This is a genomic window from Planctomicrobium aquicomposti (assembly GCF_051466325.1).
GTDB lineage: Bacteria > Planctomycetota > Planctomycetia > Planctomycetales > Planctomycetaceae > Planctomicrobium.
In genome coordinates this window covers 3,805,988-3,828,322 of the sequence record NZ_CP195792.1, presented here as the reverse complement: position 1 = coordinate 3,828,322, position 22,335 = coordinate 3,805,988, and the positions used below count along the sequence as shown (strand labels likewise).

The following is a 22,335-nucleotide window of genomic DNA, read 5'->3' as shown; positions in this document are numbered from 1 at the left end:
GTCCCGGCTCTTGACGTCAGGGATTCAGTCGAATGTCACCCGTGGCAGCATTCCATTGTGGCACGAAGGGGAACAGGTCTCGCTGCAGGCAGCGTTCGATATCGGCCGTCATGCCGAGTTCCAACAGGTTCCGGGCCCCCAGGCTGGCAAAAAAGGTGTCACGAAAGACCTGGGGGTCACGGGAACGGGCGACATAGTAATCGGCCGCCATCTGTCCCTGCACGTTCCCGTAGTTCCAGCCGGATGGTGAGCCGGTCACCAGCTGCGAGGCAACCGCTCCGGCGAACAGAATATCTTCCGCGGTCAGCTGACCATCAGTCCCCGCACAGAGGACATGGGCATCGGCGCCGATTTGACGCAACCGCTCCACAACGGCGGTAAGGTTCACGAAGCCCCCGATGAACACTTTGCGTGCCTCTCGGCACTCGAGAAGTGCTTTGGTGCCGTTGGTGGTGGTGAAGATCACCCGTCGGCCGGCGACGACTGCGGACGTGTAATCCTCTGGGGAATTTCCCAGGTCAAACCCGTCGATTCGCTCCCCTTTCCGTTCCCCCCCCAGAATTCGCGATTCGTGTGGGAGTTCGCGGGCTGCAGCACGGGCTTCATCGACCGTCAAACAGGGGATGACCGCCTCTGCTCCCGCGCTGAGGGCGTGAATGATTGTCGTGGTGGCCCGCAGAATGTCGGCGACGACAACAACTCCGTCGCGCAGCTGATGCGATTCGAGGAGTGCCGGCAAAAGATGAACATGAATGTGGGGCATTCCGGAATTCTAGACGGAACCCCTGATTTGCGCAAGGAACGCAGGCTTCGGACGCGCACACGAGCGCCAGCGTCTGGCAGAAGCTTCCGCACTCAGCCGCGATCGGCTCCCGCATGAAATTCCGAGAGTGCGAGAATTCACTGCTGCCGGTCACTCGTCCCCCACCGTCTCGGGCAGCCGCAGCCTGACGGATCGGTCCCTTTATCCCACACATCGAATCGAGGAGGGAAAAGTCAGATACCGAGGCGACTAAATGACTTCGATCGAGTTCTGTAACGACAGGTCAAATTGCTCATCGAGAGCGATCTGTGTCGCCAGCTGTTTCACGTAGTAGGTTGTTGTCCGACCGCACAGAATCAACATTTCACCGGACGACTCGACGCGGAGTTCACGGATCCGTCCAGCGGTCCGGAAAGCGATTTTCCGCTCCAGATCTGCAATCTGATCATCAGCGTTGAGACACAGCCCGACCGGTGAACAGCCGAGGCTGACATCGCTCAGAAGAGGTTGCTTTGATGAAGCCTCCATCTGCTTCGCTCCTTGTGTTGAACTTCCTTGTAAAGACAGGTTTCCTGATTCCGATGACCAAATAACCGCCTTTGAGAGAAATGCCTCTGTAGAGAAAACCACCATGTTTTCCTAGAGCAGGTTGCTTTTTCCGGTGCCGCGCAGCCTACGTTGCGACTGATGACAGCCTTTCTTCCGGTTGGGGAAGCTCGGGTGACTCATTGTCCGCTCAGGTCCGTGTTGAGCCCGGAGGCAGCAGTCAGGTGACTCGCAGACTCGTTGTCGTCTTCGCCAGCGCGGCACAATGCCCCAGCAGGGAGGCTGATCGAGATCACGCAGATCTCCCTATCCGGGGCAACACAACGCATCAATTCCCGCAAATGGGAGTTTATCGAAACGCTGCCGGGCAGCAAACAAAAAGTTCCGGAATTCGAAGATTTGGGATTTTCGTTTCAGCACGTGTCCGTCTCGATGACTTCTCTGAACCGCGGTCAGGATCTCCACCTCGGAGTGGAATTCGTGTGGAGCGGAACGGCCGGGAGCAGAAGGGCTGTGACAAAAATGAAAGAGCCGTGGTCTCCGGAGTGGAAGCCACGGCTCTCAATGTCAAACCTTCCGCGTGTTGCGCAGTCAGGAACTGCTGCGAGAAGGGCGACGATCAGGTCGTGTCTGGCACGCACCTTGGGTGATCGCGGCCCACGCGATTGTTTGGTCCTCTGGCGAACATGTTGCGGAAGGTTTGTGTTCGCTGTTTCTCGTCCATCTGCGGACGGGCGAGACAGTCGTCTTTTCGGATGATTCTGTCAAGCGGCATCAGCAAACATTCTGATTTCCAGGCGTGTGAAGCAGCTGCTGCAATCTTCAGCATGGCGTTGAGCCAGATTGCTACGACCCTCTGCTGCGTCTCACCCGTTTCTCGCTGAGTCCGCTCAAACCGGGCTGTCGCAGGTCGACTGCACTCGACACTCTGGCTCTCTTCCACGACAGTGCGGAGATGAAAATCACGTTCCTGGGTGCGGCGGGGGAGGTCACGGGAAGCCAGCATCTGATTGAAACCCGTGATCGGCGAATCCTGCTGGACTGTGGCCTCTTTCAGGGACGTCGCGAAGAATCACGTCGCAAAAACGAAACACTCCGTTGCGATCCCAAAACACTCGATGCGGTGATTCTGTCGCATGCTCACATTGATCATTGCGGAAACTTACCGAGACTGTTCCGCACGGGGTTTCGCGGTCCCGTGTTCTGTACGGATGCCACCGCCGACGTTGCAGAAGTGATGCTGCTGGATTCAGCAAAAATCCAGCAGGAAGATGCTGCCTATCTCTCACGCAAGCTGATCGGGAAGCATCCGCCGATCGATCCGCTGTACACCGTGGACGACGTTCACGGCCTGATGAAGCTGTTCGAGCCCTGCCAGTTCGATGACTGGGTGTCGCTGGCTGATGATGTCCGCCTGCGGTTTTCACCGGCCGGCCACATCCTTGGCTCCGCGATCACGGAACTCGAACTGCAGGACGAGGGGGAGACCAAACGAATCGTCTTCACCGGCGATCTCGGTCGGCGCGACATGCCGCTCCTGAAAGATCCCACGCCGCTGGTCGACGGTGCCGATGTGCTGATCTGCGAATCGACCTATGGCAATCGTCTGCATCCCTCACCGCAGGATCTGAAGGCGATTCTGCTGCAGGTGCTGGAAGGAGCGCTGAAGCATGGAGGGCGCGTAATTATTCCCGCCTTCGCACTCGGTAGAACGCAGCAGGTCGTCTACTACTTGAACGATCTGCATAATGAAGGGGTGCTGCCGCGCATTCCAATTTATGTCGACAGTCCTCTCGCCAACAAAGTGACGCAGTTGTTTCTGCGGTACTCACATACTCTTGATGCGGATGTTGAAGAGGTCCTGAAAACCGACCCCGATCCCTTCGGGTTCTCGCACCTGAGTTACATCCGTAGCCAGCCGGAGAGTATGGCGCTTAATCAGCGGCAGGGAGCATTCGTGGTGATCGCCGCCAGTGGCATGTGCGAAAGTGGCCGCGTGGTTCACCATCTGAAACATGCCGTCGGTGATGCCCGGAATACCATTCTCCTGATGGGCTACCAGGCTTCCCAGACCACCGGTCGTCATATCGCCAATCGCGAAAAAATTCTCCGGATCTTTGGCCGCGAGTATCCGTTGAAGGCGAATGTCCTGCAGCTGGAAGGGCTCTCCGCCCATGCGGACGCCGCCGATTTCCAGTGGTGGTTCAAGGAATCGACACGCCGCGGCTCCTTCGGAAAAGTCTTCCTCGTGCATGGCGAAGCGGCCGGAGCACAGGGGCTGGCCAGCCTCATTCGTGACAACTGCGATGAGGACCCGGTGATCCCCCAACTGGGGGACAGTTACGAAGTCTGAGTCCGGTTGGAGTCGCACTTTGTGGACCGCGACTCACGTCAGCTCCCGTAAGGAAGTCGGATCGGAGGGAACGAACGCCGGCGTCCGCAGTAACCAGTCCATGAGCTGCGGAACCGACTCTGCAACAAAGAGCAGGTCACGGTTCTGCTGGGACATGAAGCCTTCACTGACGGCACGATCCAGCATGGCAATCAAGGGAGTGAAGTACCCGTTGGCGTTCAGCAGGCCCACCGGTTTGCGGTGAAACTTCAATTGTCCCCAGGTCAGGATTTCGCACAGTTCTTCGAATGTTCCCAGCCCACCCGGCAGCGCGATGAACGACTCCGACAGTTCCGCCATCAGCGCTTTGCGGACGTGCATCGACTCGACCACGCGCAGATCTTTCAGTCCGAGATGGGCGATCTCCCGGGCCATGAGCGCTTCGGGAATGACGCCGATCACTTCTCCGTCATGTTCCAGAGCGGCATCGGCGACGATTCCCATCAGGCCGATTGCTCCTCCGCCGAAGACCATGCGGATCTTTTTCTGTGCGAGGGCCGCTCCCAGTTCCCGCGCCAGCTCGGCGTAGAGAGGATTGTTGCCCACACGCGAACCACAAAAGACACAGACCGATTCCACTTAGACCTCGACATTCCCGGAAGTGACTTGCCCGTTCACCAATTCCCCCTCAAACCATTTTTCGCATCCCACAGCCACCGGGGCTGATTTCTCTCATGAAAAACTACCGTGCAAGCAGATTCATTTTCCCCAGAAACAGTTGTGCTGCCAGCGTCAGCGGATAGGCAGTCGATACTCCCAGCAGCAGGAGCGCGAATCCTCCTGCGAGGTTCGTTCTCCAGTTGGAGGGCTCTGTCCGGACACGAAAGGGACTGGCAAATAAAACCTGTTGCAGCAGTCGCAACTGCCCCAGGCAGCTGAGAATCCAGAGGAGCACGAAGGCAAAAGCCAGAAACGCGAACGAATCATTCGGCTCGATCAGCCCGGTGACGTTCGACTGATTGTGCGGCAGGAGGAGCGCTGCAATCAGCCCGGATCGCCACCAGAAGCCGGGCAGGGGGGGGAGTCCGGCCAGGCTGATGACGCCGCACAGCAGCGAGACCGCGGCGACAGGCGCCGCAGACAGAGCCCCTTCCAGCGTCTGGGCGTAGTCACCTTCGTGGCCTCGCGCTGTCAGAACCCGGCTGCAGCTGACCAGCACGAGCAGGGCGGCCACTTCACAATTCAGAATCGCCAGAAACAGCGTCTGTGCGTGCGGTAGATTGGACTGCGGCCAGGCGCGCGCCGGATGCAGTGTTTCCCAACCGCACAGGCAACCAGCCCACGCCAGCGAACTCAGCAGGCAGGTACTGGTCAGAACGATTCGGGAGGAGAGACGATCTTCCCACAGCAGACGGGCAGCACTGGCCACTGCAGAGAAGAGACTCACGAGGGCGATCAGTCCCAGCTGCTCCGCACTGACCGTCGGGAGCGTCGCCAGTCGCAGCAGCAGGACTCCGCCGGTCATCAAGGGGAGGGTCCGTAAGGCGAAGGCGTCGACCGAAGAAGTCTGTTCACCCTGCAACAGGATTCGGGGGAAAGGGAACCACCCGAGCAGGCCCCCCATCCCGCTGAGAATCAGAACCATGCTCAGTGTGCTTGTGACGATATTGACCCGTGCCAGACAGAGCAGCAGCATCCCGAGCGCCAGCAATCCGCTGCCGACCACATAGGGGTCTCGGTGCCATCCCTGTTGACTGATGAAAGATCCCCGGGCGGGGTGCAGCAAGAGCGGCAGTAGCGTCAGTTGCAGCGCTCCCCACCACCAGACCGGATGTCCGCAGGTGGACATCAGGCACAGTAAGCCAGAGTTCCACAGCAGGGCCGCCACGATGAAGGGAGCCGGCCGCAGCGCGTTCATCACGAGAGCGGCAATCGGCGCGAGAATCAGAACCATCTTCGTTACGGAATCGGTCTGCAGCCACCCGGAGTCCGGTCTCCCGGCGGTCCGGTCGGCCCCCAGCCAAGAGAGCCCCAGCCAACCGAGACCGAGGCAGAGCAGGGGAGTGACGATCCCGAGCAGATCTGCCAGACGTGGCGAACGGGTGCGGTTCATCCAGATGACCACCGCCGCCAACAGGCAGAGAGCCGGGACGACCGGATGGATCAACATCGGAGCGGGCTCGCTGCTGGAGGACGGGGGCGATAGATGTGGAGAATTATGCAGATTCCCCACGCCCACTGCTACCGCAGCGGGGCAGCGCGACATCTCTTCCGGTTCTCATGGAAAAAAATGCGGGGGCGCGAATCGAACGGCGGGCCCCGGGCGGCCAGGGAAATCTGTTCCCGGGGAGAGAACAGCAGTACACTAAGTTCTGATTTACTCTAGAATGACAAAGCGGCGGCGGGAGTCTCCTCGAGACGGTTGCTCGTTACCGTCTCCGCGAAACAGCCGATTTGTGTGATGTACCGCTCTCTTCCCGCGTGGGGAGAATGGGGCAATCATACGTCAAACTCCTCGCGTCGCACTCACTCACCTGCAGGCGTTTTATGCCCTTGTTTGAACTTGTGTCCGAATTTTCCCCGGCGGGGGATCAGCCCAAGGCGATTGAATCGCTCGTGCGGGGAATTGAAGAAGGCAAGAAATCGCAGGTTCTGCTCGGGGCGACCGGGACCGGCAAGACGTTCACGATGGCGAACGTCATCGCCCGCACCCAGCGTCCCACACTGGTGCTGGCCCATAACAAAACACTGGCGGCCCAACTCTATGGGGAGTTTCGTGACTTCTTCCCCAATAACGCGGTGACGTATTTCGTCAGCTACTACGACTACTACCAGCCCGAAGCCTACATCCCTCAACGGGACATCTATATCGAGAAAGATGCCAGCATTAATCAGGAGATCGATCGGCTGCGTCTGCTGGCGACCAGCGCGCTGGTCTCCCGGCGCGATGTGATCGTCGTCGCCAGCGTCTCGTGCATTTACGGGCTCGGTTCCCCCAAAGATTATCTGGCGATGATGGTCCCCATGCAGGTGGGAAAGACCGTCAACCGGGATGAGCTGCTCCTCAAACTGATCGATATTCACTACGACCGCAACGACTATGAGTTCACGCGGGGCAAATTCCGGGTGCGGGGAGACGTCATCGAAGTCTGGCCCGCGTACGAGGAATTCGCCTACCGCATTGAACTCTGGGGAGATGAAATCGACAAACTGTCGATTATCGATCCGGTCTCCGGCGCCAGCAGCAAAGATCTGAAAGACATCTACATCTATCCCGCCAAGCACTTCGTGCTTCCGCAGAGTCGTATTGATGAAGCGATGGGAGAAATCGAGGAGGAACTGAATCAGCAGCTGGCGCTCTTTCAAAAGGAAGGGAAACTGCTCGAAGCCCAACGTCTCTCCGCCCGCACCCGCCACGATATGGAACTGCTGAAAGAAGTCGGCTTCTGCCCGGGAATCGAGAACTATTCACGCGCGCTGGCGAAACGGAAACCGGGTGAAGCTCCCTACACGCTCTACGACTTCTTTCCCGATGATTTTCTGATGATCGTCGATGAGTCGCATCAGACCGTGCCGCAGGTCCGGGCGATGTACAATGGCGACCGTGCCCGCAAAACAACGCTCGTCGACCACGGTTTCCGGCTGCCCATGGCCCTTGACAACCGGCCGATGAAGTTCGAAGAGTGGGACAAACGCCGCAATCTGACGGTCTTCGTCTCCGCCACTCCCGCCGACTGGGAATTGCAGCAGGCGGAAGGGGAAGTGGTTCAGCAGATCATCCGCCCCACTGGTCTAGTCGACCCGGTCGTGTATGTCCGTCCGGCACGCGGTCAGGTTCCGCACCTGATCGAGCAGATCCGTCTGCGGACCGAGCGGGGAGAACGGACGCTGGTGACGACGCTCACCAAACGCCTCTCCGAAGATCTGGTCGGTTATCTCAAGGAGGAGGGAATTCGCTGCGAGTGGCTGCACAGTGAACTGGACGCGATCGAGCGCGTGGAGGTGCTGCGGGAACTCCGCGAGGGGAAGTTCGATGCGGTGATCGGCGTGAATCTGCTGCGGGAAGGACTCGACCTCCCGGAAGTCTCGCTGGTCTGCATTCTGGATGCCGACAAGGAAGGCTTCCTGCGGAGCGAAACCAGTCTCATTCAGACCATTGGTCGTTCGGCTCGGAATGTCAACGCAGAGGTGATTCTCTACGCCGACTCCGTTACCGAGAGCATGCAGCGGGCCCTCGACGAGACCCAGCGTCGCCGCGATGTGCAGCTCAAATACAACGCGGACCATGGGATCACTCCGGAAACAGTCCGCAAGGCGATTCGACGCGGAATCGAAGACGAAATCTCCGCGCGCAAGATCGAGCGGGATGCCACCGGTGTCGGCAGTGAGACCCGCTATATCACTCAGGAGTTCATCGCCGAACTGGAAAAGGAAATGTTGACCGCCGCCGAGAATCTGGAGTTCGAACGGGCAGCCGGATTGCGTGACCGCATCAATGACCTGCAGCGGAAACTGGCATCCGGAGAGGACCAGATCCCCGTCGGTGATGAAGACCGGCCCGGGTTTGCCGAAGGAGGCCGCGGATCAAGAGGCAAGGGGAGAGGCCGGGGCCGCAAGCGGGGAGGGAGCCAGCCGGGCGGACGGGTCCCGAGGCCCAGACGGGGTTAAGGTGTCTCTGGTAAGATCAACGTTCGCGTGCGTTCCCCCGTGGGGAGTTCCGACTATTGATCGCTGTGGGGTTCCCCGTCATGATGCGGGCTGACCGTTTCAGATGATTTCGTGCCGGAGAGAACGGATGCGATGGCTCCCAGCTTTGTGTCTGTGTTGGATGGTCCTGAGCGTTTCAGCTCGAGCCGATGAATCGTATCCAGGCACCGGGCGGATCGATTTCTTCGGCTACACGGACTGTGTCGTTCTGAAGAACGAACGGACGCGTGTCATTCTTTGTCATCAGGCGGGGGGGCGCATCCTCGAATATTCGCTCGATGGAAAAAACGCCCTCGTGCTCAAGCCAGGAACGGAAGGGACCCTGACCGATATGTCCGCCGGCCGGTTTGACATCGGCCCTGAATATCTGGTTCCCAGACGTCCGAAGCTCTGGACTGGAGAGTGGACCGTCACCCTCACCGGACCGCGACAGGCGCGGTTGACCAGCCAGATTGACGAGGCTGTCGGCGTGCGGTTGATCCGTGACATCACGCTTGATGAGCAGACGTCGCGGCTGCGGGTGGTCCAGACGGTGGAGAATGTCTCCAGCGAGCCCAAATACTGGTGCCACTGGAGCCGGACGTTCGCTCCCACAGGGGGAGTGGTGGTGGTCCCCCTCTCTCAGCCATCACGGTTGCCCCGTCAGTTCATCATGTATGAAGAGAAGGGCTATGTGAATTTCCTTCCCAGCGATCCTCACATCGTACTGCGGGACAATCTGCTGCAGATTGTTGCTCCGCCGCGCCGACCGAAGTCGGGTTTTGATTCGACCGCCGGGTGGCTCGCCTATCTGGAGCCGAATGGACTGTTGTTTCTGAAGCAATTTGCCGTGAATCCGAACGCAGTCTATGACGACGTAATGGGGATCAGCGCTGCCGTGTATTATCCCGACAGCTACTTTGTGGAGCTGGAACCGGTCGGTCCCCGCATGAACCTTCCTCCCGGCGGAAGTGATTCGTTCACCGAGATCTGGTCGCTGGCGGAGTTTTCCTTTCCGGGAAGCGGCAACACAGTCGATTCCCGAGCATTGCTGGACGCTGTGGAGCCGCTGCTGATTCCTGCTCCACAACCCTGAAGCGGCCACGCAGGGAGGGGGCTTGTTGCATTCGACAGTGTGACAGCTCAGTGAGCTGGACCCACCCTGCGGCAGTGAGGGTTCCTTCATTTGAAACGCTGGCCGCATGAGCACTGGAGAAGGGCAAGAGCTGCCCTATCCCTTGAGTCCCGCGGTCCGAATCGTCTTCCGGTACTTGAGCGGTGTGCTGCCGAAACTGGCACTGAAGCAGGCGGTCAGATATTCCGGCGTGCCGAAGCCGCTCAACAGCGCAATGCGGGACATGGGCAGCTCGGTCTCGATGACCAGCTCGCGCGCCCGATCCAATCGCAGCCGTCGAATTTCATCGAGTGGAGTTCTTCCAAAGAAATCCCGGAACGATCGCTCGAGCGTTCGACGTGACATCGGAACAGCCGCTGCGATTTCACGCACCGTGACCGGCTTCGCGAAGTCGCGGCGGATCAGCGCCAGGGCGACAGCCAGTTCCGAGTTGGCCACGGCCAGCACATCTGTGGACTGCCGAGTCCGGATGTGCAGCGGCGCGATCCGCTCTTCCCGAACCTTCTTCAGCTTGCGTTGCATGTGCAGGTCCAGGAGTTCCGCTGCCCGGTAGCCGATATGTTCCGAAGCGGTCACGATCGCGGAGAGACGGGGAGTGGTTGCCTCGCAGAGCAACTCATCATCGTCACCCGCCAGCACAGCCACCTGTTCGGGGGAGTCGATTCCCCGGGACCGACAGACATCCAGCACCTGAGCAGCGGCGTTTGTGGCCCAGGAGAAGAGTCCGATCGGCTTGGGGAGTTGCTCCAGCCAGGCTCCCAGCGATTGTCTGCGTAAACGCCAGCTGCGATGAGTCATCGACTCGTGCAGATAATCAAAGCAGTCATAGCCGATCTGGCGTTGTGCCGCCTCGCGGGCGAAGGCGTTCGCATGGTCACAGACGTAATCGCGGTTGAGTGGTCCCACATACGCAAAGTGTCGGAACCCACGCTCGGCAAAATGTTCGGCAGCCAGCCGTGCCGAAATGTGATTGTCATTGGTGACACGGGGAAACGAGTAAGGATCGATATCGATCGCGGAAACATTGATCACCGGCTTTTCGAGTCGGCTGAGCGCATCGGCCATCCGTGGGGAGCCGACTCGGGCAATGATTCCATCTCCATCCCAATCGCGTGGCAGCTGCGTCGCTTCACCGCGACCGAGCGGTTCGAACCAGACATGCCAGGCTCCGTGTCGACTGGCGTAGGAGCAGACGCCGCGGATCAGTCGACGTCCCCAGCCGGTGGCGGTGTCGACCAGCACGGCAACAGAGGGAATGTCTGCGGACTCGAGCTGTGACATGAATAATCCCTCTCGGACAGCGTGTCGCATTTACAACGATTTTTTACGCAAAACTGCCTGTTGTATCAATTCGTTCTGATATAAATTTGCCCTGATCACCCTTTGTGTTGTTTTCGATTGACTGCATCGTCTGCATCTTTCAATTCATTCATGAGGATATTGATGCCAGCTCTCACCGCTTGTGATCGACAACGTCGGGGCTTCACCCTGATCGAGCTTCTGGTGGTCATTGCCATCATTGCCGTACTGATCGCCATGCTGTTGCCAGCCGTGCAACAGGCTCGGGAATCGGCACGAAGAACCCAGTGCAAGAACAACATCAAGCAGATTGGGCTGGCGCTGCACAACTATCACGATGTGCACAAGGTTTTCCCGCCGGGTCAGATGCAGGATTATGGCTTTTCTGTCGGCCGTCCGGCCAATCAGAGCTATCAGTTCCGTTACCGGTACGGCTGGCATGTGATGCTGTTCCCTTATCTGGATCAGACAGCTTTGTTCAACTCGTTTATGAACACCCACCAGAATACAGCCTTGCGTCCCTATGAATGGCCCGACCGGGGGACAATCATCCCCGGGTTCAGTTGCCCGAGTGATCCGGCCATGCCCAAGGTGACCTCTCTTGGCTCCTATTCAAACTATCAGCTGTCCCAGGGTTCGAAGAGTATGCGGACCGGAACGACAACCTCTGCAGGCACGAACAGCATGGAAGGGAACGGGATCGCATCCTGCATTTCCAGCATCCAGATCCGCGATATCACCGATGGGACATCCAACACGGCTGCAGCCGGCGAGATTAAAGTCGTTCCGATGAATGACGGCGACCGAAGAGGACACCTCTATGCCGGACTCAGAGCCACCTGGACGGTGGCGCTCCGCGACCCTCCCAACTCCGGAGCGCCGGACGTGCTGCAGACCGGTTATGCGTCGCATCAGGACGATATTCCCGTCAGCCTGGTTGCCGACACCGCGTTTTTGCATATGAACGTGCGCAGTCACCATACCGGGGGGGCTCAGATTCTGCTCTGCGACGGTTCGGTTCGCTTCGTCTCCAACAATATTCACCTGCAGACGTGGAACAACCTCGGGAATCGCGAAGACGGAAACACGGTCGGTGACTATTGATGGTGCGCGAAATTCCCACCTCTCCTGGAAGTCTTCATTTATTGTTCGGGAGTCAAAGCTGATGACGAAGTGGCAGATCCTGGGGGCGTTGCTGATGTTGCTGCCGATGGGCTGTACCCGGGATGATGGTCCCAAGCTGTATCCCGTCAGCGGTCAAGTCACGTTTCAGGGGAAGCCGATCGACTCGGGAAGGGTGGTCTTTGTCCCTGACCGGTCTCTCCCCGAAACGGGTCCCGTGCATGCTGCGATCATCCGGAAGGGACGGTTTGAAGGGAAGGCTTCCGAAGGGAAGAAGACGGTCGAGATTCATGCCGAGTTTCTGACGGGAAAGACAGGGACCCGCGAAGACGGGACCACTTTCCCCGAAGTGGTCGGGCTGCCGGAGAAGTACAGCACCGCCTCTCTTCTCGAAGTGACGATTCAGCCCGGAGAGAACGAAAATGTGGACTTCCTGCTCCAATAGGCTTCGTCAATCCTGTCTGCCGATTGCTGATTGACCTCCCGAAACCCACGGCTCCAGCAATGTTTTTAGAACAGCGGATGACCTGCACCGGCCGCCGCCATCACCCCCCGAAGAGAGGCTCATGATGGTGCTCCTGCGAAACGACGTCCCTCCGGCTGGATCACTTCATTGGGGGCAACCGTTGCCCGCACGTCGATGTTGACTCTCGCCAGAGAGGCGGGGCAGGGGATTCCCTGTCACGCCGCCCCACAAATTGCCACCGATGAGAGAGGATTGGACTCAGTGACAAATTCCATCGAGCAGCTTGGAATACCGGGCACATCGCGACGCTGGTTTGTCACCCGTCTGAGCTGGTGCTGTTGGCTGATGTCGCTTGTCTCGAGTTTTGCATCCGCTGCCGACTCGCCACAGAGCCAAGGCTTGCAGATTCAGGATTCGCACGGAGCCGCTGCGGAATTCCAGCCCCGCTTTCTCATCTTTCAGGCTGAAAAGCCCCCCAATCCGGCACTTCGCTATGCCGACATTCCCAACGTCCCCAATTACAACGTGCTCACCTGGGGTCGCGACCCCGACATCAAGCCCGACCCAAACCTGCACATTCAGGACGGCTTTGATCCTGAAGTCGACCGCAAGTTCGGCAAAGGGAGAACAGCCAACGTCTTCTCGGCTGCTCCCTTCGTCGAACTGACTGCCACACAGACGCGCAGGCAGGGGAACCGCATCGACTGGAGCTTCGCGGATCATCCGTGGGGAAGGCTCTCCGCGACTGTGAAGGTTGATTCAAAAGCGGCCGGTCTGGCGGAACTGAACTGGTCATTCACTCCCCGGCAGGCTGGATTTTACTCCGTCGCCTACGTCGGGGCTCCGGCGCTTCCTGTGGTCCGGCTCAAGGAAATTTGGCAGCCAATGATCTGGACGGAGCTCCGATTTCCCACCGACTCGTTCCTGACGCCAGCGTTTCTTTGCACCCTCCCGGGGACCATGATGAACGACGGGAGCCGCTCCATTTCGGTCATGGCCGCCAGCGACGAACTGCCATTCCTGCCCATGCCGACAAACAGCCAGAACAACCCGTTTGGAGTCGCCTTGCGTGACAGGGGAGGGGAGGCTTGCCCCATGATCTTTGCTCCCATTCTGGGAGGAGAGGGATCACGACGAAAAGCGATGGAAACGATGACGTTTCGTTGCACGCTGCATGTTTCGCATCTCAGTCTGACAGGCCTGTATGAACAGGTGGCCCGTCAACAATTCGGTTTTCGGGATCTGCGAGAAAATCGTCTCTGCTCCATGAATCGGACTCTCGACAACATGGTCGAATTCGGGATGAGCAAATGGAGCGAATTCAACAAGGAATTGCGGGGAGCCGAATATTCGACAGATGCCCCCGGGACGGTGAAGAATGTTTCCCCGTTGCCTGCGCTCGAAGCCGCGATCGTGCTGGACGACGAACGCATCTACCACGAGCGGGCTCTGCCCATGCTGGAATACGTCTGCTCGCGGGAAAAGCTGTTGTTTGCAACGAGCCCCGATGTGAAGATTCAGTCTCCCAGCTGGAAACTCACGGGACCCGCCTCCACGCTTCCGGATCTGGCCGCCTGCTATGCCATGTCTGGAGGTCGCAGCGACGGCCTTCGCAAACTGGCTCAGGAGATTTTCGGGATCGACAAGATCTACAACCTCGACACCGTCACATCGGGGACCCGCTGGCAGAATTCCCTGGCGCTCTTCCGCATTACAGGTGACAACGCCCTGCTGGAACGCGCTCGCCAGCAGGCGCGGGCCGAGATCGCGGAGCGACAGGGGGGCATTTCGGCCGCCCATCAGAGTGGCTCATTCTTCTGGCCGGCGTTCACAAGTCCCTGGATCGATTATCTCGAACTCTATGAGGCGACCGGCGATGCAGAATTTCTGGAGGCGGCCCGGGACGGAGCCAGACGCTATCTGCTGTTCTGTTGGATGTGCCCCAAGGTGCCCGACGGGACGGTCCGGGTCGATTCCTCCGGATTGGCCCCCCGTTACCGCACGTCTCCCCATTTGAAAGACATTCCGGTCACACCCTCCGACGTGGAGGCTTGGCAAGTCTCCGAAATCGGACTGACACCCGAATCCGCCGGAACCTGTAAAGGGCATCGTGCCATTCTAAATGCCCACTATGCACCCTTTATGGCGAGAATCGGCTGGCTGACAAAGGACCGTTTCCTGCAAGAGGCGGCGCGCTGTGCATTGGTCGGTCGTTACCAGAATTTTCCGGGCTACCACATGAACACGAACCGCACCGCCGTGTACATGGCGGCCGACTTTCCGATGCGTCCGCAGGCACAGCTCAATGCGACGACCTCCATCCACTACAACCACATCTGGTCGCATATCGGCCTGATGATCGACGCCCTCGTCACCGAAGGGTACGTGCGCAGCGAAGGGGAAGTCGATTTCCCCTCCCGCTTCACCGAGGGCTATGCGTATCTCCAATCCAAGGTGTATGGTGATCGCCCGGGCAAATTTTACAGTGATGACGACGTCTGGTTATGGATGCCGCCGGGACTGCTGGAGTTCCAGACTCCTGAGATCAACTATCTGTCTGCCCGCCGCGACGATGCTCTCTACCTGCTGTTGATGAATGAATCGAATCAGCCCGTCACCGAAACCGTACGGATCAACCCGGAGCATGTAGAGTGGAGCAGGGGAGGGGAAGCCTCCTCATCCGCACCGTCACGTCCTCTGCTCACGCTTCTTTCCACGGGCTCCGGAGGGGCCAGCTGGACAGAGGAGGCCCTGAGGGTCCAACTGCCGGCGAAGGGACTCGCCGCCTTGCGGCTCGACCATGTCACTCCCCGGGTTCGGTTTCAGGACCGCATCACGCAGCCTGTCGAGTCACACTGGACTGGACCGGAACGTCTTACCGAAGCCGGGGCCACCGGCATTGTCTTCAGTTACGGCAAAGGCTTGACGAGCGCCTACCTGTATACGTCGGCCACCCCCGATGAGGTGTCGGGTGTCACCTGGCAGTACACCATCGACGGTCAATCGGGAACTCGCTCCGATACCAGCTACCCATTTGACGAGACGATTCCACTTCCCGACGACGCGAACGAGATCCGGTTCTCCGTTCAACTGCAGCGCGTCGATGGAACAGTGGTGACTTCGAAGGAGGGTGTCCTGCGCAGAGAGCAGGGGGGACCGCCCGCTTCCGCCAGCGCGGTGAGAACCGAGCTGCCGGGGAAAACGCCGGTCGAGAAACAAACGAATCCGTGATTCCGGACATTCGTGAAGCCGCAGACTCCTGGCTTCACGAGGCACCTTTCCGTGGCTGCTGAAACCTTCCGATCTCTGGCTGCAAGAGTGTTATGCAATCCGCAGACTATCTGGTCCTGACGTTCTATCTGGTTGGCATGCTCGCCGTGGGAGCGAGCCTGATGTCGCGCGTGAAGTCCACAGCAGACCTGTTTGCTGCCGGCGGTAAATCCCCATGGTGGGCTTCGGGACTGAGTTCGTTCATGACGATCTTTTCCGCGGGGACGTTTGTCGTCTGGGGAGGAGTCGCGTTTCGTCTCGGTCTGGTGGCCATCGTCATTAACCTTTGTTACGGGGTGGCCGCACTCCTCGCGGGCTGGGCTGTGGCGGGCCGCTGGAACAAGCTGGGCATCCGCACTCCCGCTGAGTTTGTCCGTCTCCGGTTTGGCTCGGCGGCCGTCCACTTCTACACCTGGACGATGATGGTGTATCGCATGGTCGGTTCGGCGGTCGCGCTCTACGCGTTGTCGGTCATGTTGTGCGCGATGATGCCGTTGCCGGAAGGGACGTGGGGGCGCGATCCTCAAACAGGGCATTTCTCCCTGTTCTGGGCCATCGTTCTATTTGGAGGTGTGACCGTCATCTACACCATGCTGGGGGGGCTGTGGGCGGTCCTCATGACGGATGTCCTGCAGTTTCTTGTCCTGAATATGTCGGTGCTCGTCGTGGTGCCGTTGCTGCTTGCCCGGTTTGACAGCTGGGACATCCTGCGCCATTCCGCTCCTGATGGATTCTGGAATGTGACAGCCGGGCAATACTCGTGGCTGTTTCTGTTTGGCTGGACGACCATTCACTTTTTCATCATCGGTGCGGAATGGGCGTTTGTTCAACGATTCCTCTGTGTCCCTTCGCCCCGAGATGCCCGGAAGGCGATGTGGCTATTTGGAATCCTGTATCTCATCAGCCCCTGGGTCTGGATGCTTCCACCCATGCTGTACCGCTTCATTCAACCTGATACGCCCCATGAGGAGGCCTACGTCCGGGCCTGTGTGAGTGTGCTGCCGGTGGGATTGGTCGGACTGTTGTTGGCCGCGATGTTCTCCGCCACCGCCAGCATGGTCAGCGCGCAGCTCAACGTTTTCTCAGGAGTGCTGACGGAAGATGTATACCGACGCATCCTGCCGACCGCCGGGGAAGGGGAGTGCATCTGGGTGGGCAGAGTTCTCAGCGGGGTGCTCGGGGTGCTGCTGATCGGTCTGGCGATTCTCATCCCCCGGCTCGGTGGAGCAGAAAAATCGATTGTCACCATCACCAACCTGATTGTGACACCGTTGCTGGCCCCCACGCTGTTCGGCCTGCTCAGTTCCCGCATGAGTGCCGCGGCCATGTGGACGACTGCCCTGACCAGCTTCGGCTGTGGTCTGCTGGTGACGTTCTGTCCCATGCCCTGGATGAATCAGCTGCGTGACTGGTCGGGCAGCATCGATACGTTGATCGGGGTGGTTCTGCCGCTGGGAATTCTGGCGGTCTGGATGCTCTTCGCGCGCGGAACAGATCCCGGCTGGCGCCGGCTGCACGACACCCTGTCCGCGCGCCGGGACTCTGCGGAGTCAGCAGCAGTGGGAGTGCGGGAGTTCGATCCGTTGCTGGGTTACCTCGTGGCCGCCTCTGTGGGAGCGAGCGGACTGCTGACGACTTGGCTGATCTGGGTGAATCGTCACGGTTCGCGTGTTGATCTGCTGGTGCTGGGGGCGTTTTCTGCAGGGCTCTTTCTGATTGCGGGCGGAGTTGGAATTCACACGTTGCGCCGATCGGCCAACGTTGACGCACTGAACGAAGATTCGGAAATCGCCTCTCTATGATTCTTTCATCACCCACGCATGGTCGAGAACTTCGTACGGACGAGCTTTCCGCCGAACTGGTGGTTGTCGGGGGAGGGCTCGCTGGACTGTGTGCTGCCACGACTGCGGCACGCGCAGGATTGTCGGTCATTCTGGTGCAGGATCGCCCGGTTCTGGGGGGGAACGCGTCCAGCGAAGTCCGCCTGTGGATCCTCGGCGCGACGTCCCATATGGGAAACAACAACCGCTGGTCGAGGGAAGGGGGGATTGTCGACGAGATTCTCATTGAGAATGCTTATCGCAATCCCGAAGGCAATCCGCTGATTCTCGACTCGATCCTGCTGGAGAAGGCGGTCGCGGAACCAAACCTGAAGTTGCTGCTCAATACCGCCGTCTATGAGGTCGAGAACGAGTCGACGGGACGTATCCGGCAAGTGACCGCCTTCTGCAGCCAGAACAGCACGCGTTATATTCTGCGGGCTCCGCTGTTTGTCGACGCCTCGGGGGATGGGATCGTGGGGTTCCTCGCAGGGGGAGCCTTTCGCATGGGGGCCGAGTCCCGTGACGAATTTCAGGAACAGTTCGCTCCGGCCGCCGCCTACGGTGAGTTGCTCGGGCACTCCCTCTATTTCTATACCCGCGACACCGGTCGTCCTGTCCGGTTCGTTCCTCCGGCCTTCGCTCTCCAGGATATCACCACAATCCCGCGCTGGAAGGCATTTAACTCCCGCGAACATGGTTGTCAGCTCTGGTGGATCGAATACGGGGGGCGGCTCGATACAGTCCATCAGACAGAAGAGATTAAATGGGAGCTCTGGAAGATTATTTATGGGGTCTGGAATCATATTAAGAATTCCGGAGAGTTTCCCAAGAGTGAAACTCTCACGCTGGAATGGGTCGGACACATTCCAGGAAAGCGGGAAAGCCGCCGTTTCGAAGGAGATTACCTGCTTTCCCAGCGGGATCTGGTGGAGCAGCGAAAGCATCCGGACGCCATCAGCTATGGGGGCTGGGCCATTGATCTTCATCCGGCCGACGGTGTTTATTCATCGCTCCCGGGCTGCCAGCAATATCACAGTAAAGGGGTCTATCAGATTCCTTATCGCTGCTATTACAGTAGAAATATTGATAACCTGTTTTTGGCCGGCCGTATTATCAGTGCCACGCATGTGGCCTTTGGTTCCACACGCGTGATGGCGACCTGTGCTCATGGGGGGCAGGCGGTCGGAATGGCTGCCGCTCTCTGTAGAGAATTTCAATGTGCACCGCGAGACCTCTTGCAGGCAGGCCGCCTCTCCGTGCTGCAGCGACGGCTCAGCCGCATTGGGCACTCCCTTCCGGGAGTGGATGTCGAAGATCCGGATGATCTGGCAACGAGTGCGACGGTGACTGCGAGCAGTGAGCTTTCGCTGGCGGAACTCCCCGCGGGAAGCGAATGGACCGATCTGGCCGAGCCGCGAGCCATGCTCTTTCCCGTTTCGGTAGGCGAATTTCCCCGGTTGAAATTTCGGATGCGGGCCAGCCACCCTTCCCCTCTTCGCGTCGAACTGCGTGTCTGCTCCCGTCAGGGGAGTTTTACTCCTGATCTGACACTGGCCACTCGGGAGTTCACCGTCGAGCCGTTGAACCGGGATGCTCTGTCGTCGAATGGGATTTCCGCTGCGTGTGTCGCACATGCTCCTCTTCAGGGGACTGCCTCATCCACCATCGCAGTCGCATCACGGTCCACCGCGATTGTGGATGATCCGAAAGCCGGTGACGTCATCGAAGTCGATTTTGGCATCCAGATGGAGAATGAGACTTACGTGACCGTTTGCCTTTTTGGAACGCCCGAGATCAAAGTCGCGCTCAGTGATCTCCGAGTGTCTGGAATCCTGTCCCTGAGTCACCGCGCGAATTCCAAGGTGGCGACTCAGGCGGTCCAGCGTCCGCCAGCAGATTCCGGACTCGATGAGCTGGAGTTCTGGTTGCCGGAACGACGACCCAAGGGGAAGAATCTCGCTCTGCAGTTCGATCCCCCTTTGAATTTGTTTGACGCTCGTCGCTTGGCTTACGGAGCTGAGCGTCCTACGACGTCAGCCAATTGCTGGGCTGCTGAAATCGATGACCTCCGCCCCTGGGTCGAATTCGCCTGGCCCCGCGAGCAATCGATCGGCTCGGCGACGATCTGTCTCGACAACGATTTTGATCATCCGTTGGAGTCGGTTCTCATGGGGAATCCAGAACCGGTCATGCCCTTCTGTCTTCCTGAAATCACCGCAACAACCGCTGACGGTCGCGTGCTCGCACGAGCAACTGAGAACCACCTGACCCGGGTCACGTTCCGCTGGGATCCTCCGGTCTGTACTCGCGGCCTCCGCTTTCAGTTTGCTCGCAACGACAGCGGCGCCCCCGCCGCAGTGTTCCGCATTCGCCTACACGGGGCGGAGCATTCCTGACGGGGATGATTTCAGTTGACGCTCCTGTGGCGACTCGAATCGGAGTCGTCAACCGACTTCACCCGGCTGATCTGCCGATGCGGGGAATCGAGCGTGCCGACCGCCCGCTCTGTGACGCGGGTCGAGCTGTAGGTCTCTCGGGTGGGGTGCCGACAGTTTTTTCGGTTCACCTGCATCGTCTCCCCGCGGCGTGAGCAGTTTGTTCTTTCGGGTTCCCGCACTGCGCGGCGTTTCGAATCCCGACATGACTCCGCGTGGCGAGTGTGCGCGGATCCCAAAATCAATAGGGTCGAGTCGTGGTAGGCGGATGGCCTTCCGCGATGGTCGGGGCGCAGCCCCGCCTGTCGCTGCTCCTTGGGATGGCGATTGAGAAGTCCCTCACGCAGGACCTCTCCGATGTCGAATCCGCAGGTCGGTCCGCCCCCGTCGGCAGGGGAGGAGAGGCCGTGACTGAAGGAGGCTGGCGGAGGCGTTCTATAAGGGAGATGGCTCTTTGGCTGTGCGTCCCCTATGTGAATTCTGCGATTGGAAAAGTCCGATCCCTTGGGGCTCTGACCGAGGGATCCGGAGTCAAACAGACCTGGCTACCGCAACCTGAAGTCGCCCCAGCCTTGCGTCGGTGAGAGCACGACGTCGTGGACGAAATGTGGCGGAATCCCTCTGCGGGTTGCCTCAGTGGGCGCCCTCATCCTGCTCGCTGGCGTCGGTCTTGGGTTCGGTCACCGTCGAGTTGAAGTCCCGGCCAATTCGTTCCGCTGGCTGAGGCGAAATGACGGAAGTCGCATCTCGGCCGGGAAACGTGAGACTGCATGGTTTCGCAGCAAATCCGCTACCCAAAGTGAACATAACGGACATTATCGGACGTTGGGGTTCGGCCGCGATTCAAGCCTCTGGAACTCGAAATGCCACCCCCGCGGTCCCCGCGAAGCCGCATCCGCCCCTCGCACGCAGTCCCTCAGCACTGCTCCCTTCGGGGCGTGCGAATGCGTCGTGCTGGATCGATTCAGAATCCTCATCCGGATGTCGCGTCCCTGTGCCCGGTCGTTGGCCGCCCCGTTGATTTCGAAGCGGCAATCGCGGGCGGATTCTTACAGTGGGTTCCCGGCCTGCGGCGACTGGGCAGCCCGCAATCGCTGCTGAATCGCCGGGGCCAGCCGGTCGAGAGTCAATCCCGACAATTGAAGCTGACGAAGAATGCGCTGTTCGATGGTCGATTGATTCGTGGTCTGCGGATCGGGGTCGGACGGCCGCGACCAGGCGTCGGCGTTCCAGTCGTCCAGAACGGCGATCGCCAGTGACTCGGGTAACCCGGCGATCTTGTCGGCGATGTCCCGCTCGATGCCCTGCCGGATGTTGGGGATGGTCGAATAGGCGCTGGCGATTTCCCGAATCAGGGCCGCCTGCCGGTCGCCAGCACTCGGCGCGGTGGGGGCCGGCGTTGTGGTGGGCTGGGCCGGGGTCTGCACCGGAGCCGAGTTCGCAATCGGCGGCACTGGAATCGATTGCGGCGTCGACGTCACCGGCTGTAGCCGCTGATTGAGATAGTTCTGCAGCTGCGTCGTTCCGCCGTTGATGATCTGCTGCTGCAGCGCTGCGCGGTCTTGTGCCGGAACCGAGTTCCACAGGTTCAGCAGGTCCTGTTCCAGCTTCGCCCGGGTCTGCGGGTCCTGAGCGGCATCAAGAGTTTTCGAGACCACCTGCTGGGCCTGATCGCTGAGAGCACCCCGCAGCTGCGACCAGAGCGGTGACGAAGTCGGCGTCGCGACGGGCTGCTGGGTCTGCGGGAACTGAGTCGGCGTCCCCAGGTAGGGGGAACTGCCATTGGTGTTCGGGACGACCTCGTGGTCGTGATCGTGGTCATGACGGTGATCCAGATCCAGGCCATCGTGGTCGAGCTGATGAATGTATTTCGCCAGCGCATCATGCAGTTTTTCCGGCATCACCGGGTGGAGTCGATCCATGATGATGGCCGAATACCGCCCCGTGTGGGAATCAATGAGTTTGGCCCGCATGTCGGACGAGACGGTCACCAGCAGAAAGGTCATCACCAGACAGAGGATGACCCCTTTGACCAATCCAAAGACCGCGCCGAGATGCTGATTGAATTCCTTGAGCTGGTTTTTTTCCATCCAGCCGGTGAGTGCCCTTCCCAGCCCGAAACAGCAGAACGAAAAACCGAGGTAAGCAATAAAGAGCGCGACCCAGTGGTTCAGCGGAGATTCCAGCCGGATATACGGACCGACCGCAGCCGAGATTCCGTTGCCGAAGACAAAGCAGAGTACGATTCCCGCGATGCCGGCAATTTGCCAGATCACCCCGCGAGCAGCGCCGCGCAGCGTGAAGAACAGCAAGACTCCCACGCACAGCACGTCATACCACATGAGCCAGACTCCTTTCGGCCATCTTCGCCGCGCATTCCAGGCGCGGGAAATTTCGTCTGGCAGTCTAGCGCCGACAGGTTCCCTCCGTAAAGAGAGTTTTCAGCAGTCTCCCAGCT

General features: G+C 59.4%; 14 protein-coding genes. 8 read left to right on the top strand and 6 right to left on the bottom strand.

Going from position 1 to position 22,335, the window contains the following annotated elements:
* Window positions 1-16: 16 nt before the first annotated feature.
* Window positions 17-763, bottom strand: coding sequence for a 2-phosphosulfolactate phosphatase (locus SH664x_RS14795; RefSeq protein ID WP_437202190.1), 747 nt, complete (start codon window positions 761-763; stop codon window positions 17-19).
* 249 nt (window positions 764-1,012) lie between these two features.
* A complete protein-coding gene (locus SH664x_RS14790) occupies window positions 1,013-1,291 on the bottom strand; it encodes a hypothetical protein (RefSeq protein ID WP_437202188.1) in 279 nt (92 codons plus the stop codon).
* Between the two features lie 973 nt (window positions 1,292-2,264).
* Between SH664x_RS14790 and SH664x_RS14785 the strand changes: the two genes are divergently transcribed.
* Window positions 2,265-3,662 carry an MBL fold metallo-hydrolase gene (locus tag SH664x_RS14785; protein ID WP_437202187.1) on the top strand — a complete coding sequence of 466 codons (1,398 nt, stop codon included), beginning with the start codon at window positions 2,265-2,267 and terminating at the stop codon, window positions 3,660-3,662.
* 33 nt (window positions 3,663-3,695) lie between these two features.
* On the opposite strand, the gene SH664x_RS14780 is transcribed toward SH664x_RS14785, so the two are convergent.
* Together SH664x_RS14780 and SH664x_RS14775 are read right to left on the bottom strand one after the other, a co-directional pair.
* Window positions 3,696-4,280 carry a TIGR00730 family Rossman fold protein gene (locus tag SH664x_RS14780; RefSeq protein ID WP_437202185.1) on the bottom strand — a complete coding sequence of 195 codons (585 nt, stop codon included), beginning with the start codon at window positions 4,278-4,280 and terminating at the stop codon, window positions 3,696-3,698.
* Between the two features lie 103 nt (window positions 4,281-4,383).
* Entirely contained in the window at window positions 4,384-5,811 is a 1,428-nt protein-coding gene (locus SH664x_RS14775; RefSeq protein ID WP_437202183.1) for a hypothetical protein, read from the bottom strand.
* A 377-nt stretch (window positions 5,812-6,188) separates the two neighbouring features.
* Between SH664x_RS14775 and uvrB the strand changes: the two genes are divergently transcribed.
* Both uvrB and SH664x_RS14765 read left to right on the top strand, forming a co-directional pair.
* On the top strand, window positions 6,189-8,309 hold the full coding sequence (gene uvrB / locus SH664x_RS14770) for an excinuclease ABC subunit UvrB (RefSeq protein WP_437202181.1): 2,121 nt from the start codon (window positions 6,189-6,191) through the stop codon (window positions 8,307-8,309).
* A gap of 127 nt (window positions 8,310-8,436) precedes the next feature.
* Window positions 8,437-9,423 (top strand): hypothetical protein, encoded by a 987-nt coding sequence (locus tag SH664x_RS14765; protein ID WP_437202179.1) that lies wholly within the window; start codon window positions 8,437-8,439, stop codon window positions 9,421-9,423.
* Between the two features lie 135 nt (window positions 9,424-9,558).
* Here SH664x_RS14765 and SH664x_RS14760 read toward each other — a convergent pair whose 3' ends face one another.
* The gene (locus SH664x_RS14760) at window positions 9,559-10,743 is read right to left on the bottom strand and encodes a substrate-binding domain-containing protein (protein WP_437202177.1); all 1,185 of its coding nucleotides are present in this window, start codon (window positions 10,741-10,743) and stop codon (window positions 9,559-9,561) included.
* 162 nt (window positions 10,744-10,905) lie between these two features.
* Here SH664x_RS14760 and SH664x_RS14755 point away from each other — a divergent pair, with 162 nt between their 5' ends.
* The 5 genes from SH664x_RS14755 to SH664x_RS14735 all read left to right on the top strand — a co-directional run bounded on the left by SH664x_RS14755 (window position 10,906) and on the right by SH664x_RS14735 (window position 19,838).
* Window positions 10,906-11,865, top strand: a complete 960-nt coding sequence (locus SH664x_RS14755) for a DUF1559 domain-containing protein (RefSeq protein WP_437202175.1) — start codon at window positions 10,906-10,908, stop codon at window positions 11,863-11,865.
* 61 nt (window positions 11,866-11,926) lie between these two features.
* Window positions 11,927-12,328 (top strand): hypothetical protein, encoded by a 402-nt coding sequence (locus tag SH664x_RS14750; RefSeq protein WP_437202173.1) that lies wholly within the window; start codon window positions 11,927-11,929, stop codon window positions 12,326-12,328.
* 282 nt (window positions 12,329-12,610) lie between these two features.
* Complete coding sequence (locus SH664x_RS14745; protein WP_437202171.1) at window positions 12,611-15,580, top strand: hypothetical protein; 2,970 nt, start codon at window positions 12,611-12,613, stop codon at window positions 15,578-15,580.
* A 92-nt stretch (window positions 15,581-15,672) separates the two neighbouring features.
* Window positions 15,673-17,421, top strand: coding sequence for a sodium:solute symporter family transporter (locus tag SH664x_RS14740; RefSeq protein WP_437202169.1), 1,749 nt, complete (start codon window positions 15,673-15,675; stop codon window positions 17,419-17,421).
* A complete protein-coding gene (locus tag SH664x_RS14735) occupies window positions 17,418-19,838 on the top strand; it encodes an FAD-dependent oxidoreductase (RefSeq protein WP_437202167.1) in 2,421 nt (806 codons plus the stop codon). Before SH664x_RS14740 ends, SH664x_RS14735 begins: the two co-directional genes overlap by 4 nt.
* A 1,088-nt stretch (window positions 19,839-20,926) precedes the next feature.
* Here the strand turns inward: SH664x_RS14735 and SH664x_RS14730 are convergent.
* Window positions 20,927-22,219 carry a CvpA family protein gene (locus SH664x_RS14730; protein ID WP_437202165.1) on the bottom strand — a complete coding sequence of 431 codons (1,293 nt, stop codon included), beginning with the start codon at window positions 22,217-22,219 and terminating at the stop codon, window positions 20,927-20,929.
* Between the last annotated feature and the right edge of the window lie 116 nt (window positions 22,220-22,335).

Excerpts from the sequence above, each read along its gene's own strand:
- SH664x_RS14795 (WP_437202190.1), bottom strand. The coding sequence starts at position 763 with ATGCCCCACATTCATGTTCATCTTTTGCCGGCACTCCTCGAATCGCAT.
- SH664x_RS14790 (WP_437202188.1), bottom strand. The coding sequence starts at position 1,291 with ATGGAGGCTTCATCAAAGCAACCTCTTCTGAGCGATGTCAGCCTCGGC.
- SH664x_RS14785 (WP_437202187.1), top strand. The coding sequence starts at position 2,265 with ATGAAAATCACGTTCCTGGGTGCGGCGGGGGAGGTCACGGGAAGCCAG.
- SH664x_RS14775 (WP_437202183.1), bottom strand. The coding sequence starts at position 5,811 with ATGTTGATCCATCCGGTCGTCCCGGCTCTCTGCCTGTTGGCGGCGGTG.
- uvrB (WP_437202181.1), top strand. The coding sequence starts at position 6,189 with ATGCCCTTGTTTGAACTTGTGTCCGAATTTTCCCCGGCGGGGGATCAG.
- SH664x_RS14765 (WP_437202179.1), top strand. The coding sequence starts at position 8,437 with ATGCGATGGCTCCCAGCTTTGTGTCTGTGTTGGATGGTCCTGAGCGTT.
- SH664x_RS14760 (WP_437202177.1), bottom strand. The coding sequence starts at position 10,743 with ATGTCACAGCTCGAGTCCGCAGACATTCCCTCTGTTGCCGTGCTGGTC.
- SH664x_RS14755 (WP_437202175.1), top strand. The coding sequence starts at position 10,906 with ATGCCAGCTCTCACCGCTTGTGATCGACAACGTCGGGGCTTCACCCTG.
- SH664x_RS14750 (WP_437202173.1), top strand. The coding sequence starts at position 11,927 with ATGACGAAGTGGCAGATCCTGGGGGCGTTGCTGATGTTGCTGCCGATG.
- SH664x_RS14740 (WP_437202169.1), top strand. The coding sequence starts at position 15,673 with ATGCAATCCGCAGACTATCTGGTCCTGACGTTCTATCTGGTTGGCATG.
- SH664x_RS14735 (WP_437202167.1), top strand. The coding sequence starts at position 17,418 with ATGATTCTTTCATCACCCACGCATGGTCGAGAACTTCGTACGGACGAG.
- SH664x_RS14730 (WP_437202165.1), bottom strand. The coding sequence starts at position 22,219 with ATGTGGTATGACGTGCTGTGCGTGGGAGTCTTGCTGTTCTTCACGCTG.